Genomic DNA, 14257 nt, shown 5'->3' on the forward strand with positions numbered 1-14257 from the left:
CATCCTTATTTGTAATTATTTGGATTATAAGCATAAGTACAAGAAATTGCTCTTAATCTCTGTGTTGCATTTTTAATTTGTTTTGCTGCATAATCAATTTCTTCTTCAGTGTTAAAACGTGACAAAGAAAGCCTTAAAGCTGTATGCGCTAAATCATGCTCCGCACCGATAGCTTCCATAATAGGATTGCTTTCTAAAGCTTCACTTGCACAGGCTGAGCCCGTACTTGCAGCTATACCATTTTTATTTAAATCCCAAAGCATTGCTTCGCCTTCAACTCCTTTAATACTTGCTAAGATTGTATTAGGCACACGGTGTTCTCTTTTTCCAACCACTGTTGTATCAGGCAAGGCTAAAATTTGATCTTCTAGTTTATCTCTTAAACGGCGTATATGAGAATCTTCAAAATCAAGCATAGTATTTGCAATACGCAAAGCCTCACCCATAGCCACTATATAAGGCACATTTAAAGTCCCGCTTCTACGACCACCCATGTGTTCTCCACCGTGTAAAAGTGGAGTAAGCTTAAGTCCTTTTTTTATAAAAAGTCCACCCACACCCTTTGGTCCATGAAATTTATGTGCCGAAAATGAAGCAAAATCAACTCCTACTTGAGTTAAATTAACCTTTATTTTACCTACTGCTTGAGTAGCATCTGTATGAAAAAGAGCACCAAATTCATGCGCAAGTTCTGCCATCGCTTTAATATCAAAAATCATACCTGTTTCATTATTTGCCCACATAACACTTACAAGTGCTGTTTTATCGCTAATCACTTTACGCAAATCTTCTACAGTAGAAACTCCTTCTTCGTTTACAGGAAGTTCTATGACTTTTACTCCAAGACTTTTTAAAAAATAAGCAGCAGCAGCAACAGCAGGGTGTTCTACGCTAGAAACAATCACTTCATTGCGCTCTCTATCTAAAATATGATCAAAATACACACCCTTAAGCACCCAGTTAATGCTTTCTGTCGCACAGGAGGTTATAACTATGTCATCTAAGTCATTTGCTCCAAGCCCTGCATAAAGTTTATCTAAAGCTTCTCTTAAAGCAGGATGTGTTGCGCTTCCATATTGATGAAGGCTATTTGGATTTCCATATATATCCTTTAAAAAAGGTAGCATCAACTCATAAGCATTAGGATCAAGCATTGTCGTTGCGTTGTTATCTAAATATACTTTCACTTTAAAATCCTTAATTTATCCTTAATTTTAATTAGGATATTTTTTATCTTTATTTAAAAACGGATAATAACAAAAATTTATAAAAATTAGGTTAAAAATTATAACAAAAATAAAATGCTAAAGTAAAATTTTAAAGTGAAATATTTTGTGAATTTTATATAGCAAAAATGAGAAATACTATTTCTTAAATTTTTCTTCGTAATACTTTACTATTTTTGAATCTTCTTTGGCTGTATGTTTAAAGATAAAATCTTGAACAACGAGATTTAATTTTTCGGTCATTATATTTACAAATTTAGCTTCACTGATGATAATTTCTTCAATTTCTAAGATAATTTTTCTGTGAATTCTTGTATGATGGTTGATATAAGGATATTCTATTTCTCTCATAAAGGCTTCTTCATCTGAAAAATGTCTATTGATCATTATTAACAACTCTCTTAAGACAATTTTTAATTCTTTTGTTCCAACATGACATTGGTTCATTAAAGAGAGTTTTTAGAAATTTCAAAAAGTTCTTTATGTTGATGATCTAAAAGATCATTATTCATTGAAATAATTTTTTCATTATAAATCATGGTTTTGAGTACTTTTATATTTATATTTTTCGAGAGCGGATTATAATGCTATAATACTTAAAATTTTATTAATTAATTATATAAAAATTATTATTAAAGTATTTATAATTTATATATTTTTAAAAAAATTATTTTAAACCATCACAGACATATAAGAGTTTAAAATTTTATTTATATTTGCTTGTTTTTGACGACGATCTAAAAAATTTTCTATAGAGCTAGAACGTAGTTGATTTGCTTCTTCTAATCTTTGCGTATCTTGACTTTGGTTTTGATATTGTTTTTTAAGAGCATCAAAATCATTGCGATTTTGATCGATATAAATTTGAAATATTGAACTTGAATTTGCAAATTCTCTTAAATCCATATCTTTTTGGTAGTTAATATATTGTTGAAAAAATACAGATAGTTTATCTTGAGTACTTGTTTTTTTATCTACGCCATTCACATAAAGATAAAGATCAAAACTCATCTTTTTTTCATTTTCTTTTTTGATGTAATCTTCTATATCTGTTTCGCCCTTGAGAATTTTTTGTAAATTTTGATGAGAGCTTAGTTCTAAAGTGGCAGGTTTCATAAAAAAGTTAAATTCTTTTTCGTTTTGAGTTTTTATATCATGGTAGATAAAATTCATTAAAAGACCAGATTTTGATACTTCTGCATTTTTAGTTAAATAAGGTTTTAAAATTTCATTAGAAGAAGTGTTTTCTATGGCTTTATCAAAGTGAAAATTAGTTATTTTATTATCTAACATTAAAGTATTTAAATTTGTGATATTACTTAATGCCAAATCAATTTCTTCTTGATTGTTGTAAATTCTTGAAATTTGGCCTAAAAATTCTCCATTATCTGTTGAAAAACCTGATGATAGTTTTGAAATAAGATCGCGACTTAAATAAGCATTATCATCTTGTAAAAATTCTGAATTTATAGATTTTAATGAACTATGATAGCTATTTAAAAGATAAGGTAGATCAATTTTATTGTAGTTTAAATTTTCATCTTGTTTTGCGAGTTCTTTCGCTATGCTTCTAACGCTTTTAATGTTGATATCATAAGATTCTGGTATATTTGCAATTTTATTTAAATCTTTATCAAAAAAACCTTCTTCATTGATTCTAAATCCAAATTCACTAGCATAAGTGATATTATTAAAAATATAACTTAATTGTTCTAAGCTATTTTCATTTCCTTTTTGATCTAAGGCTTTGCTATCTTTAATCAAATTTAGAGCAGAGCTATTCTGCAAAGGATTAGATAAGGTTAAATTTTGATATGGATTTGCCGAATTTATAGTCATTTTAAATCTTTCCAAAATATTGCTGATTTTTTTATAAGCAAAATGCGTGCCAAGTTTTTTAAAAATTAAATTCAGTCAAAAATTAGAAAAAATTTGATAGTATTTATCTTTTCTTTTAAAGTTTGAAAAATAAAAATTTATCTAAATAAGGAAAGCGTATGCCAAAGATGAAAAGCGTTAAAAGCGCAGTTAAACGCTTCAAAGTAGGTAAAAATAAAATCAAAAGAGGCTCAGCTTTTAGAAGTCATATTTTGACTAAAAAACCTGCAAAAAGAATGCGTGATCTTCGCACAGCTAAATATGTGCATAGCACAAATGTAAAAGCTGTTGAAAAAATGCTAGGAATTTAAGTTTTTGACTAAAAGTCATTCAAACTCCCCTCTGAGATAAAATTTCAAGGGCAAGCTCCAAATTTGGACGCCACTTTATGAAAGGAAATAAAAATGGCAAGAGTAAAAACAGGTGTTGTTAGACGCCGCAGACATAAAAAAGTTTTAAAATTAGCGCGTGGTTTTTATAGTGGACGACGCAAACATTTTAGAAAAGCAAAAGAACAACTAGAAAGAAGTCTAGTCTATGCTTATCGTGATAGACGCCGTAAAAAAAGAGACTTCCGCCGTCTTTGGATTGTGCGTATCAATGCTGCTTGCAGACTCAATGATTTAAGTTATTCAAGATTTATCAATGGTCTTAAAAAAGCAGGTATTGAACTTGATAGAAAAATTCTGGCAGATTTAGCTATGAATGATGCTGCTGCTTTTGCAAAAATTGCAGAGGCTGCAAAAAAAGCACTTTAATTTTTTAGTGTAAGAATTTCAAGATTTTTGATTCTTGAAATTCTTAATTTTTTAGTATTAATTTAATTTAGCTAGAACATCTTCATAACATTTGAGTTGATTTAAGATTATTTTATTAATCTCATTTGTCATTTCTAGTTTTTGACCTTTTATATTAAGATAATAGTATTTAAAATCACTGTATTTTTGTATGAAAGTTTTTAAATATCTAGGTTTGAAATCATTAAAATTTTTAACTTCATAAAAAAATATTGCCACTAAACTTTTTGCAATTCCCGCTCCATAAATTTCTCCAAAACTAGAAAAACCAACTATGGGAAAATCATTAAAATGGATTTGATTTAAATGTTCTTTGTTGTGAAGTCTTCTTAAGATACAATCGTTAAAAATTGCTCCTAGTGGTTTTGGTTCATTAAGAGAAAATTTTTCATAATCTTTTTTTATAGCTTCAATAAAATTTGTTTTTTTAAGCAAGCTTAATTCCTGAGCGCTTTCTATATCACAATAACTAAATAATGTTTTATCTGGGTTGATTTCCATAGGGGAAATAAGATAGTCTTCTCCAATTTTTAAAGCAAAAGTATATTCTTGCATTTTATTTTTAAGTTCTTCAAAAGTACAGTTAAAATAATTACATAAAGCTTCAACCGCGTTGATGGATTGAAAGGTTTTTTATTAATAAATTCGCGTACGGTTTTATCATATAAGCTTACATCAAGTATGGTAAAGGTAATGTTGCTTTGAGGATTGAAATTTTGAGACTTCATTAAATTAAAACGGTATTTAGGTTTAAATTGAACATGTATGCTTAAAGCTTGATTTTTAATATTTCTCCGTTATAAAATATAAATGCTCCGCTAAAGTCCATGTTTCCGCTAGACCCACCCCCTACTAAAGCACAAGGATAGGGGTTGTGTTTGTACAAAAGTTCTAAAAGAGAACTTTCGCTTTGACTTAAACCATCATAAATTAAATAATGCAAAGTATTTATGCAGTGTGCTTCAAAAGGTATATTTATAAATAAAACTTCTTTTTCTATCAGTTTTTTTCTTTCTGTATAATCTTTTATATCACTAAAAAGCTTGATTTTATTTGTGCAAAGATTTTCTATCATATCTTCACTAAAAAGTATCAAGCTTATTCCTTGGATATTTTGTTTATAAGGACTGTTTTCAATGTTTGAGTTAGAATCAAGGTTGCATAATAAATCAGTAGCACTGCTTAAGATGATATCACATTGCTCATTTATAGAATTTTGAATCTTATTTCCTATGATCGCTAGATTAAGTTGATTGACACAAAGCCTATAATTAATTTTGGCTTGATGTTTATTTTTTTTAATTTTTCTTCAAGTTCATTTTATTGAAGATATGGAGCTTCTAAAACTTTTTTACTTCTTCTTTTTTTGTTGAGCTTTTATTTTTAAAATTAAAAAAACATCAATTTAACTCCATTAAAACTATTTTTTAATTACTAGTTAACTAAATCAAGACACCATAAATTCGGCATTTATTTGTAATTTTTATTATACCTTAAGTCATAAAAAATGCAATAAGTAAATTAAAATTTAGATATAATTGCAAATTATAATAATATTAATTAAGGATAAATTAAATATGATTGGAGATATGAATGAGCTTTTATTAAAAAGCGTTGAAGTATTGCCACCTTTACCTGATACTGTAAGTAAGTTAAGAAAATATGTGAGCGAGGCTAATTCAAATATAGAAACTATGAAAGTTGCTGAAATCATTTCAAGCGATCCGTTGATGACGGCTAAGCTTTTGCAATTAGCAAATTCTCCTTATTATGGTTTTACAAGAGAAATTACAACCATAAATCAAGTGATTACTTTATTAGGCGTTGGTAATATCATCAATATAGTTATGGCTGACTCCATTAGAGATAATTTTAAAATAGACGTTTCACCTTATGGTTTAAATACTCAAAATTTTTTAAAAACGTGCAATGAAGAGGCAACTTTTATCGCAAATTGGCTTAATGATGAAGATAAAAAACTTTCTCATCTTTTAGTTCCTTGTGCAATGCTTTTAAGGCTTGGTATTGTTATTTTTTCAAATTTTCTTATACAAAATCATAAGGATAAGGATTTTTTAGCTTTTTTAAATAAAAGTGAAAATCTTGCTTTAGCGGAGAATGAATTTTTAGGCGTAGATCATATTTCTTTCTTGGGATTTTTGTTACATCGTTGGAATTTTGATGATGTTTTGATTGAAAGTATATGTTTTGTTCGCACTCCTCATGCTGCTCGCGAAAAAGTGAAAAAATCCGCTTATGCTTTAGCAATAACAGATCATCTTTTTGCTCCGCATGATGGCTCTTCTCCATTTAACGCAAAAGCTGCAGTTGCTTTACTTAAAGAGGCAAAAACTCAAGGAATTAATTTTGATTTAAACAATCTTTTATCTAAGCTTCCTAACAAAGCTAAGGAAAATTTAAACAAAGAAGATTAAAGAGCCTTTTTAAGGCTCTAAATTGTAGTGATGAAAAGTTTAATCTTACCTCCTAATGAATTTTTAGATCACTATATTTTAAACGCTGAATTTCATCGTTTTGCTGGAATTTCAAAAAATGCTTATAAATTTTGGAAAAATGTAGAAATAGGTAGATATCAAGGAACAAGAATTATATTTTTGCATAGAAATTGCATTTTAGAAAAACATCAGCAAGCTTTAAGGCAATGTAGTGGTTTAAATGGTTTTGTATTGGCAAGTGCTTTTTGTTCTTTTACTGGATTAGCCCCCTCTCATTTGGTGGAAAAAAATAATTCTTCTATTTACAAACTTTTAGAGCTTAAGGAGATTTGTGGGATTAAATTTGTTAATCTAAAAAAATTTTATGATTTTTTAGGGCTAAATTATCATCAGCATATTTATATAGAAAAATGCCATTTTTTTAGCCCAGCTCCTTTTGAAAAGCGTATTAAAATCACTGAGAGTATGTGCGTTGGGTATTATTAAGATAAGAAAAAATAAATGCACATAGCAAAGCTATAATAGCCAAAAAGAAAACATAAATTCCCAAAGAAAAACGCCAAAAATTACTTAAATTATTTAAGGCAAAACTATGCAAGAAAAAAGCAAGTTGCGGAGTTAAACCTCCAGCTATAGCATAAGCAATATTATATGAAAAAGAAAGTCCTGAAAATTTAATTTTTGCATCAAATACTTCACTCATTATTAAAGGGCAAAAATTCATCACTCCGCTAAAAAAACATACAAGTAAATATAAGCAAGCTACTAGGTTAAAATCAGCATTTTGTCTATATAAAGTATTAAAATAAAGCAAGCTTGCAATTCCAAAAAAAACACTAAAAAATACACAAGATTTAATAACGCCTATTTTATCCGCTAAAATTCCACTTATAATACACCCTAGGCAAATAAGCAAAATTCCACCTATTTGAAGATAGGTTTGTATAGAAGTATTAATTTGAAGTATTTTTGCCATATAACTAGGCATAAGTAAAATCATTACAACAATACAACCTGTCAAAACCCAAGTAATCATCATAGAAAGAACAATTCCCATTTTAGCTTTTTTAAACACTTCTTTTAAAGGAAATTTTTCTAAAGCCTTGTCTTTTTTCATTTGTTCAAAAACAGGAGTTTCTCTTAAAAATTTTCTCAAATAAGCAGAAATAATCCCAAAAATTCCACCTAAAAAGAATGGAATTCTCCAAGCCCATTCATGAAGTTCTTCTTGGGTATAAATTTTATTCATAATTAAAAAAACTAAACTACCTAATAAAATTCCACCTACAACCGAAGCGGTTAAAATTCCCAAATAAGTTCTTTTTTGACCTTGTGGTGCGTGTTCGTATACAAAAACCCAAGCTCCAGGGAGTTCCCCGCCTATAGCTATACCTTGACAAATGCGTATAAAAACTAAAAATACAATGCAAAGAAAACCTATGCTTTCATAATTTGGAATAAAAGCTAGAGTAAAAGTTGGAATAACCATTAACAAAATACTAATCATAAACATTCTTTTGCGTCCAAATTTATCTCCAAAATGTGCCAGTATCACACCCCCTAAGGGACGCGCTAAATATCCAGCTGCAAATATTCCATAAGTATTAAACATTTGCCAAAAACTACTTAAATCTTTTGGAAAAAAGTTTGTTGAAATATAATTTGCAAAAAATACAAAAATAATAAAATCATAAAATTCTAAAGTTCCACCTAATGATGAAAGTCCTAAAACTTTTATATCTTTTTGGTTAAGGGTTTTGTTCATTCTTAATCTCCATCTCATAAAAATCATCATCATTGTTATCATCATCGTATTCATAATCATCATCATCATAATTATAATTTTTATGGTGATTTTGTGTATATTCTTCATCTTCATTTTCATAATCATCGTAATTTAAATCTTCTTCATCTTCATAAGCCATTGTTTTCTCCTTAAATAAAAATACAAAGCTTATTTTATCTTAAATTTGTTTGGTTTTGCTATAATTTTTATAATTTTTTAAAAGGTGAATTTATGAAATTAAGTCATTTAGATGAAAAAAATCATCCTAAAATGGTAGATGTAAGCGATAAAAATATTACTTCAAGAATAGCCACAGCTAGTGGTATGATATATATGAGTCAAGAAGCTTTTGATGTAATTAAAAACAATACCGCAAAAAAAGGTCCTGTTCTTCAAACAGCTATTATTGCGGCCATAATGGGGGCTAAAAAAACAAGTGAAATTATTCCTATGTGCCATCCTTTGATGCTTTCTAAAGTTGAAACTAATATTGTGGAATTTGTTAAAGAATGTGCATTTAAGCTTATTGTAACAGTTAAGTGTGAAGGTAAAACAGGTGTTGAAATGGAAGCTTTAAGTGGAGTTAGTATAGGACTTTTAACTATATATGATATGATCAAGGCTATAGATAAATCAATGAGAATTACGGATATAGTGCTTGAAAGCAAAGAAGGAGGTAAAAGTGGTAAATTTGTGCGATCTTAAAAAAGAACCTCAGATCAATTATCCTACTTTTTGGGATTATAAGGTGATTTTTGAGGTGCATATTAAGGCAAGTGAAATTTTTGAAGAAATTTTAGGTCAAAGAGAATATAAATTTGAACATTCGAATTCAAGTGCGAGTGGAAAATATCAAAGTTATTTGTTAAATGTTTATGTTGATAGCAAAAAAGATCGTTTGGATATATTTGATAAATTAAAAGCTAAAGCAAAATTTGTACTTTAAGAAAGAAGGAAAAATGAAAAATACTTTAATTATTTTTGAAAATTCTTTATCAAATCTCGGTAAAGATGAAGCAAGTGATTTACTTGAAGACTTGAGTTTTAATCTTGCGTATAAGCAAATTTCACATAATCCTCATGAAACAAAAAAAGTTTTAAATTCTCTTTTGGTTGAATTTTTAACTATTTTGAAAAAACTTGATTTTTTTGATGATGAAAATGTTACAAAGGTTATCAAAGCTTTGGTTAAGGCGAGTATTGTAGATGCTCAAAATTCACTTTATGGGTATATTAGCGAAGCTGAATTATTAAACAAACAGATTGAAAATCAAAAGAATTTGATTAAAAATCAAATCAGCGATAATTTTTTTGAATTCGAGAATATTTTACAAGAATGTTCTTTTTGTGATGAATTTAGTGGTGGTTTAAATGATGCTATTTTATTTGATATAGAAATGCTTGGAATTTTAAAAGAAACCGCTGAAAGTGCTTTTTTAACTACATTAGAAAAGGCTGAAGATATAGAACTTACAAGTAGTGAAATAGCTAAAAATCTCGTATATAATGCCATTTGTGAAGCTCATTTTGAAAAAGAAAGAATTTTAAAAATTTCAAGTATTATTTTAAATACCGCTTTTGAAATAGCTAATGAATCTATGGCTTATGCAAAAGATCTTTGTTTAGGAGTGATTAAAGGCACAAGGGATGGTATTGTTTTGGCAATGGAAAAATTTAAAGCTTCATTAACTTATGCAAATTTTGAAGAAGATGTTAGTTTAAAAAGCAAAGAACTAATAGGTATAGAAGATGATTTTATTGCTCTTTTAAAAAAAGAGATTCAATTACAAAATGATCCTTGTAAGAGTATAGTTGAGAATTTGCTAGAACATGAACTTGATAATCTTTTTGCTAAATTTAGACGTCTTGCAGGTGAAAGCAGAGAGCAACTAATATTAGTTTTAAATGATATTAAGAAAAATCCAAAGATTAATGATTTTAACAAACTTACTCAAAGAAAATTAAATCGTTTTAAACAAGAAATTTTTGAATTAGAAAAAATTGCTAGTGAAAAATACAAAGATTTAAATTCCAAAAAAGCTAAAAAGCTCGGTGTAAGACTTTGGGAAAAAGCAAAAAAATTCGTTAAAAAATAATATCCCATTTTTGGGATATTAAATATCTATTTCTATACCTACAGGTGCGTGATCAGAGCCAAAAATATCATCTCTTATGAAAGCGTTTTTAAGTTTATCTTTTAAACCCTTTGAAATGAAAAAATAATCAATCCTCCAGCCTACATTTCTTTCTCTTGCTTTCATTCTATAGCTCCACCACGAGTATTTTTCTTTGATTTCACCATTAATTTCTCTAAAAGTATCTATAAAACCAAGCTTTAGCAAATCATCAATCCAAGCTCTTTCTATAGGTAAAAAACCTGAAGTGTTGGCATTGGCTTTTGGATGAGTAAGATCGATTTCTTTATGAGCGGTATTGACATCACCGCAAATGATAATTTCAAATCCATCCTTTAAAAGCTTATCCAAATACACTAAAAAATCTGCATAAAATTGCATCTTAAAATTTAAACGCTCTTCATCTTTTTGACCATTTGGAAAATAGATATTAAAAAGTGCAATATTTTTAAAGCGGTGTTCTAAAACCCTACCTTCTTCATCATCAAAAAATTCGCATTTTTTTACTTCGCTATTAAAATTACAAAGACTCATTACCCCAGAATACCCCGCTCTTTTAGCAGAATTAAAATACATGTGTTTAAAAGGATATTCATAAATTTTTTTAGGAAATTTATCTTCATGTGCTTTGATTTCTTGAAAACCTATAAAATCAATTTGTTCTTGTGCTATCCAATCAAGTGCATTTTTATCACAAATAGCTCTTAAGCCATTGACATTCCATGAAAGTAGTTTCATTATTTTCCTTAAAATTTTCATTAAAAGTGTAAATCATAACATAAAAAGATTTAAAACTACAATCCATTTAAAAAAATTCAATAAAATTAAAAGCTTAAATTTGGAGGTGGGATTTATATGCTTAGATTAACTTGGCTTCAGTTTACTTTTTTTAATTCTTTGATGATTGTATTGTTGAATTTTAATTTATTTTATTTTGTGTATGAAAAAAATACACAAAACTGGTTTATAACTTTTGTTTTTATTGTGGCCTATTTTGCCCTTGTTCACGTGATTTGCTCTTTGCTTTTTATAAAGTTTTTTACTAAATTTTTTTCTATATTATTTATAATATCATCTTTTTTAAGTGTTTACTTTATTAGTTTTTATGGGGTGCTTATAGATTCTGATATGATACAAAATGTTGTTCAAACAGATATCAAAGAAGTAAAAGATTTGTTAAATTTAAAATTAATCTTATTTGTTGTTTTGGCTTTATTGTTAGTTTTTTATGTTGTTAAAGTAAAAATTGATTATTATGGTAGTTTTAAATCCCATCTAAAAATTAAAATTATCAATATAATATCAGGTTTGATTGTTGTTTGTGCGGTTTTAATCCCTTTAAGTAAAACTTTCTTGCCTTTTTTTAGAAACTATAATGAAATAAGAATGTATAATACTCCTTTTTATCAAATTTATGCCGTATATCGCTATTATGTTCGTTTTGTAAAAGCTAAGCCAGAATTTAAAACTATAGCTAATGATGCTTATAGAGAAAACAATCACACTAAAAAACTTTTAGTTTTGGTAGTGGGTGAAACCGCTAGAGCGGCAAATTACTCTTTGGGTGGATATGCTAAAAATGATACCAATTTTTATACCAAAAAAGATAATGTAGTGTTTTTTGATAATTTTTCATCATGTGGAACAGCAACAGCGGTAAGTTTACCTTGTATGTTTTCTATTTCTAAGCGTGAAAATTATTCAAGTTCAGAATTTCAAGAAAATGCGATGGATGTGCTTTATAAAACAGGTGTAGATACTGCATGGTTTGATAATAATTCTGGTGGTTGTAAAGGGGTTTGTGATAGATTAGCTTATAAGCAAAAGCTTTCTAGTGATTTGGATGAAAATTTACTCGCCCCTTTTAAAGAAAAATTAAATCATTTAAGTGATCAAAATATAATAGTTCTTCATTTGCAAGGTTCCCATGGGCCAACTTATTATAAACGCTATCCAAGTGAATTTAAAAAATTTACTCCAACTTGTGATACTAATGAACTTTCAAAATGTGATAGCGAGGCTTTAATCAACACTTATGATAATACTTTGCTTTATACAGACTATCTTTTAAGTGAGATTATAAAACTATTAAAAGAGCAAAAAGATTATGAAAGTTCTTTGTTTTATCTTTCAGATCATGGTGAAAGTTTGGGTGAAAATGGTATTTATCTTCATGGTATGCCTTATGCTATAGCGCCAAGTTATCAAACCCGTATTCCTGCTATTTTTTGGAGCAATGATGAAAAATTAATGAATTTAGCTAAAGAGCATAAAGGTTTAAAACTTTCTCAAGATAATCTTTTTAGTACTCTTTTAGGATATTTTGATGTAAAAACAAGTGTTTATGAGCCAGAATATGATTTATTAAATCCTAAACTTAAGGCAAATCCATGAAGCCTAAATATCATTTTTTAAATAATGCAAGATATGCTTTAGAAGGGATTTTTGCTTTATTTAAAAATGAAATGGCGTTTAGAATTGAACTTTGTATTATTATCCCTGCGATAGTTTTTAGTTTTTTCTTAAAAGTTAGTTTTTTGGAGCATTTATTATTGGTAAGTGTTTTAATGCTTATTTTAATTATAGAGGCTTTAAATTCGGCTATTGAAGCTTGTGTTGATTTGATTACAAATGAATGGCATGAAAAGGCAAAAATTGCTAAAGATTGTGCGAGTACGGCAGTGTTTTTTAGTGTGCTTTTAGCTCTTTTTGTTTGGAGTTTTATTTTATATAGCATTTACTTATGAAATTTGAAAAATTAATACAAGAAATTTTGGGAAAAAAGCGTTTTGAATTGTTAAAATTTTTATGCGAAAATGCCGATGAAAATGGTTTTATTATGATTAAAATCAGTGAGCTTGAAGAAAAATTAAACCAAAGCAAGCCCACTATCATCGCTACTTTTAAATTTTTAGAAGAAAAAAAGCTTTTTAAGCGTCTTAAAAATGGATTTTATCAGCTAAAAATATAGGAGATAAAATGAAACTTAAAAACCCTTTGGATACGCATTTACATTTACGCGATGAAAGTATGCTTGCGCTTGTAGCTCCTTTTAGTGCAAAAGACTTTAAGGCAGGGGTTATCATGCCAAATTTAATCACCCCGCTTACTGAAATAGATGTATTAAAAGCTTATAAAGAACGCATTTTAAAAGCATGTAAAAATGAAGATTTTACGCCTTTGATGACTTTATTTTTCAAAGACTATGATGAGCAATTTTTAGAAAAAGCTAAAGACGAGCTTTTTGCTATCAAACTTTATCCTGCAGGTATCACTACCAACTCAGATAATGGAATTTCAAGTTTTGATATAGAAAAGTTAAAACCTACATTAATTACTATGAGCGAATTAAACATACCCTTACTTGTGCATGGAGAAACCAATGATTTTGTCATGGATAGAGAAGCAAATTTTGCCAAAATATATGAAAAATTAGCTAAAAACTTTCCAAAATTAAAAATTGTAATGGAGCATATTACCACTAAGGTTTTGTGTGATTTATTAAAAGATTATGAAAATTTATACGCAACTATCACTTTGCATCATTTAATGATAACGCTTGATGATGTAGTGGGTGGTAAAATGGATCCGCATTTATTTTGCAAGCCTATTGCAAAACGCTATGAAGATAAAGACGCTTTATGTGAGCTTGCTTTTAGTGGCTATGAAAAGGCTATGTTTGGAAGCGATAGCGCGCCTCATCCATTGCACACTAAAGAATGTTGTGGTTGTGCGGCTGGAGTTTTTAGCGCACCGGTGATTTTACCTGTATTAGTTGAACTTTTTGAAAAACATTCAAATGAAACAAATTTACAAAAATTTATTTCAGATAATGCTTGCAAAATCCATAATCTTAAATTTGAAAAAGATAAAATCGTCATCTTAGAAAAACAAGAATGGCAAGTAGCGCAAAAATACGGCGATGTAGTGCCATTTATGGCAGGGAAAACTTTAAATTTCAAAGTCGCAAATTAAAGGA

Annotated in this window: 16 protein-coding genes and 3 pseudogenes; 11 read left to right on the plus strand and 8 right to left on the minus strand. The window is 28.5% G+C overall.

The features are described from left to right. Positions 1–5: 5 nt before the first annotated feature. The 3 genes and pseudogenes from OT390_RS01385 to OT390_RS01395 form a co-directional block, all read right to left on the minus strand. A complete protein-coding gene (locus tag OT390_RS01385) occupies positions 6–1187 on the minus strand; it encodes a NifS family cysteine desulfurase (RefSeq protein ID WP_002859404.1) in 1182 nt (393 codons plus the stop codon). A 177-nt stretch (positions 1188–1364) separates the two neighbouring features. Then, positions 1365–1765 (minus strand): annotated as a pseudogene (locus OT390_RS01390) (hemerythrin domain-containing protein). 133 nt (positions 1766–1898) lie between these two features. Further along, positions 1899–3065, minus strand: coding sequence for a hypothetical protein (locus OT390_RS01395; RefSeq protein WP_002860616.1), 1167 nt, complete (start codon positions 3063–3065; stop codon positions 1899–1901). Positions 3066–3223: 158 nt separating this feature from the next. Here OT390_RS01395 and rpmI point away from each other — a divergent pair, with 158 nt between their 5' ends. Together rpmI and rplT are read left to right on the plus strand one after the other, a co-directional pair. Next, positions 3224–3415, plus strand: coding sequence for a 50S ribosomal protein L35 (rpmI, locus tag OT390_RS01400; RefSeq protein WP_002777995.1), 192 nt, complete (start codon positions 3224–3226; stop codon positions 3413–3415). A gap of 93 nt (positions 3416–3508) precedes the next feature. Then, positions 3509–3862, plus strand: coding sequence for a 50S ribosomal protein L20 (rplT, locus tag OT390_RS01405; RefSeq protein ID WP_002851731.1), 354 nt, complete (start codon positions 3509–3511; stop codon positions 3860–3862). Between the two features lie 57 nt (positions 3863–3919). Here rplT and OT390_RS01410 read toward each other — a convergent pair whose 3' ends face one another. Both OT390_RS01410 and OT390_RS01415 read right to left on the minus strand, forming a co-directional pair. Next, on the minus strand, positions 3920–4456 hold the full coding sequence (locus tag OT390_RS01410) for an FIST C-terminal domain-containing protein (RefSeq protein WP_032587478.1): 537 nt from the start codon (positions 4454–4456) through the stop codon (positions 3920–3922). Then, positions 4432–4997, minus strand: a pseudogene (locus OT390_RS01415) (FIST N-terminal domain-containing protein). The gene OT390_RS01410 and the pseudogene OT390_RS01415 overlap by 25 nt, the downstream one beginning before the upstream one ends. A 481-nt stretch (positions 4998–5478) precedes the next feature. Here OT390_RS01415 and cheP point away from each other — a divergent pair. Together cheP and cheQ are read left to right on the plus strand one after the other, a co-directional pair. Then, positions 5479–6336 (plus strand): cheVAW transcriptional regulator CheP, encoded by an 858-nt coding sequence (gene cheP / locus OT390_RS01420; RefSeq protein WP_002860614.1) that lies wholly within the window; start codon positions 5479–5481, stop codon positions 6334–6336. A gap of 27 nt (positions 6337–6363) precedes the next feature. Further along, positions 6364–6843 (plus strand): cheVAW transcriptional regulator CheQ, encoded by a 480-nt coding sequence (gene cheQ / locus OT390_RS01425; RefSeq protein ID WP_002854628.1) that lies wholly within the window; start codon positions 6364–6366, stop codon positions 6841–6843. Here cheQ and OT390_RS01430 read toward each other — a convergent pair. Beyond that, positions 6812–8122 (minus strand): MFS transporter, encoded by a 1311-nt coding sequence (locus OT390_RS01430; protein ID WP_394535982.1) that lies wholly within the window; start codon positions 8120–8122, stop codon positions 6812–6814. The two genes, cheQ and OT390_RS01430, sit on opposite strands and share 32 nt — an antisense overlap. Next, entirely contained in the window at positions 8106–8282 is a 177-nt protein-coding gene (locus OT390_RS01435) for a highly acidic protein (RefSeq protein WP_002865818.1), read from the minus strand. The genes OT390_RS01430 and OT390_RS01435 overlap by 17 nt, the downstream gene beginning before the upstream one ends. A gap of 92 nt (positions 8283–8374) precedes the next feature. Here OT390_RS01435 and moaC point away from each other — a divergent pair, with 92 nt between their 5' ends. From moaC to OT390_RS01450, 3 genes are read left to right on the plus strand one after another with little or no spacing between them, the layout of a single operon-like run. Beyond that, positions 8375–8848 carry a cyclic pyranopterin monophosphate synthase MoaC gene (gene moaC / locus OT390_RS01440; protein ID WP_002865819.1) on the plus strand — a complete coding sequence of 158 codons (474 nt, stop codon included), beginning with the start codon at positions 8375–8377 and terminating at the stop codon, positions 8846–8848. Next, positions 8826–9089, plus strand: coding sequence for a DUF493 family protein (locus OT390_RS01445; protein ID WP_002867797.1), 264 nt, complete (start codon positions 8826–8828; stop codon positions 9087–9089). The genes moaC and OT390_RS01445 overlap by 23 nt, the downstream gene beginning before the upstream one ends. Next, positions 9079–10239, plus strand: coding sequence for a hypothetical protein (locus tag OT390_RS01450; protein ID WP_002859413.1), 1161 nt, complete (start codon positions 9079–9081; stop codon positions 10237–10239). Before OT390_RS01445 ends, OT390_RS01450 begins: the two co-directional genes overlap by 11 nt. 18 nt (positions 10240–10257) lie before the next feature. On the opposite strand, the gene OT390_RS01455 is transcribed toward OT390_RS01450, so the two are convergent. After that, positions 10258–11016, minus strand: a complete 759-nt coding sequence (locus OT390_RS01455; RefSeq protein ID WP_002851821.1) for an exodeoxyribonuclease III — start codon at positions 11014–11016, stop codon at positions 10258–10260. A gap of 117 nt (positions 11017–11133) precedes the next feature. Between OT390_RS01455 and eptC the strand changes: the two genes are divergently transcribed. From eptC to pyrC, 4 genes and pseudogenes are all read left to right on the plus strand, one after another. After that, a complete protein-coding gene (eptC, locus tag OT390_RS01460) occupies positions 11134–12672 on the plus strand; it encodes a lipid A/FlgG phosphoethanolamine transferase EptC (RefSeq protein WP_002874076.1) in 1539 nt (512 codons plus the stop codon). Next, positions 12669–13025, plus strand: a complete 357-nt coding sequence (locus OT390_RS01465) for a diacylglycerol kinase (protein WP_002859416.1) — start codon at positions 12669–12671, stop codon at positions 13023–13025. The genes eptC and OT390_RS01465 overlap by 4 nt, the downstream gene beginning before the upstream one ends. Then, positions 13022–13266, plus strand: a pseudogene (locus tag OT390_RS01470) (replication/maintenance protein RepL); the annotation flags it as partial. The gene OT390_RS01465 and the pseudogene OT390_RS01470, both read left to right, overlap by 4 nt. Then, complete coding sequence (gene pyrC / locus OT390_RS01475) at positions 13258–14253, plus strand: dihydroorotase (protein WP_002891976.1); 996 nt, start codon at positions 13258–13260, stop codon at positions 14251–14253. The pseudogene OT390_RS01470 and the gene pyrC, both read left to right, overlap by 9 nt. Positions 14254–14257 lie beyond the last annotated feature (4 nt).

Source organism: Campylobacter sp. CFSAN122748 (assembly GCF_045277125.1).
GTDB lineage: Bacteria > Campylobacterota > Campylobacteria > Campylobacterales > Campylobacteraceae > Campylobacter_D > Campylobacter_D jejuni.

What these genes read in the sequence shown, in the direction of transcription:
- OT390_RS01395 (WP_002860616.1), bottom strand. Translation starts at nt 3,065, where the DNA reads ATGACTATAAATTCGGCAAATCCATATCAAAATTTAACCTTATCTAAT.
- rpmI (WP_002777995.1), top strand. Translation starts at nt 3,224, where the DNA reads ATGCCAAAGATGAAAAGCGTTAAAAGCGCAGTTAAACGCTTCAAAGTA.
- rplT (WP_002851731.1), top strand. Translation starts at nt 3,509, where the DNA reads ATGGCAAGAGTAAAAACAGGTGTTGTTAGACGCCGCAGACATAAAAAA.
- OT390_RS01410 (WP_032587478.1), bottom strand. Translation starts at nt 4,456, where the DNA reads ATGCAAGAATATACTTTTGCTTTAAAAATTGGAGAAGACTATCTTATT.
- cheP (WP_002860614.1), top strand. Translation starts at nt 5,479, where the DNA reads ATGATTGGAGATATGAATGAGCTTTTATTAAAAAGCGTTGAAGTATTG.
- OT390_RS01430 (WP_394535982.1), bottom strand. Translation starts at nt 8,122, where the DNA reads ATGAACAAAACCCTTAACCAAAAAGATATAAAAGTTTTAGGACTTTCA.
- OT390_RS01435 (WP_002865818.1), bottom strand. Translation starts at nt 8,282, where the DNA reads ATGGCTTATGAAGATGAAGAAGATTTAAATTACGATGATTATGAAAAT.
- moaC (WP_002865819.1), top strand. Translation starts at nt 8,375, where the DNA reads ATGAAATTAAGTCATTTAGATGAAAAAAATCATCCTAAAATGGTAGAT.
- OT390_RS01455 (WP_002851821.1), bottom strand. Translation starts at nt 11,016, where the DNA reads ATGAAACTACTTTCATGGAATGTCAATGGCTTAAGAGCTATTTGTGAT.
- eptC (WP_002874076.1), top strand. Translation starts at nt 11,134, where the DNA reads ATGCTTAGATTAACTTGGCTTCAGTTTACTTTTTTTAATTCTTTGATG.
- OT390_RS01465 (WP_002859416.1), top strand. Translation starts at nt 12,669, where the DNA reads ATGAAGCCTAAATATCATTTTTTAAATAATGCAAGATATGCTTTAGAA.
- pyrC (WP_002891976.1), top strand. Translation starts at nt 13,258, where the DNA reads ATGAAACTTAAAAACCCTTTGGATACGCATTTACATTTACGCGATGAA.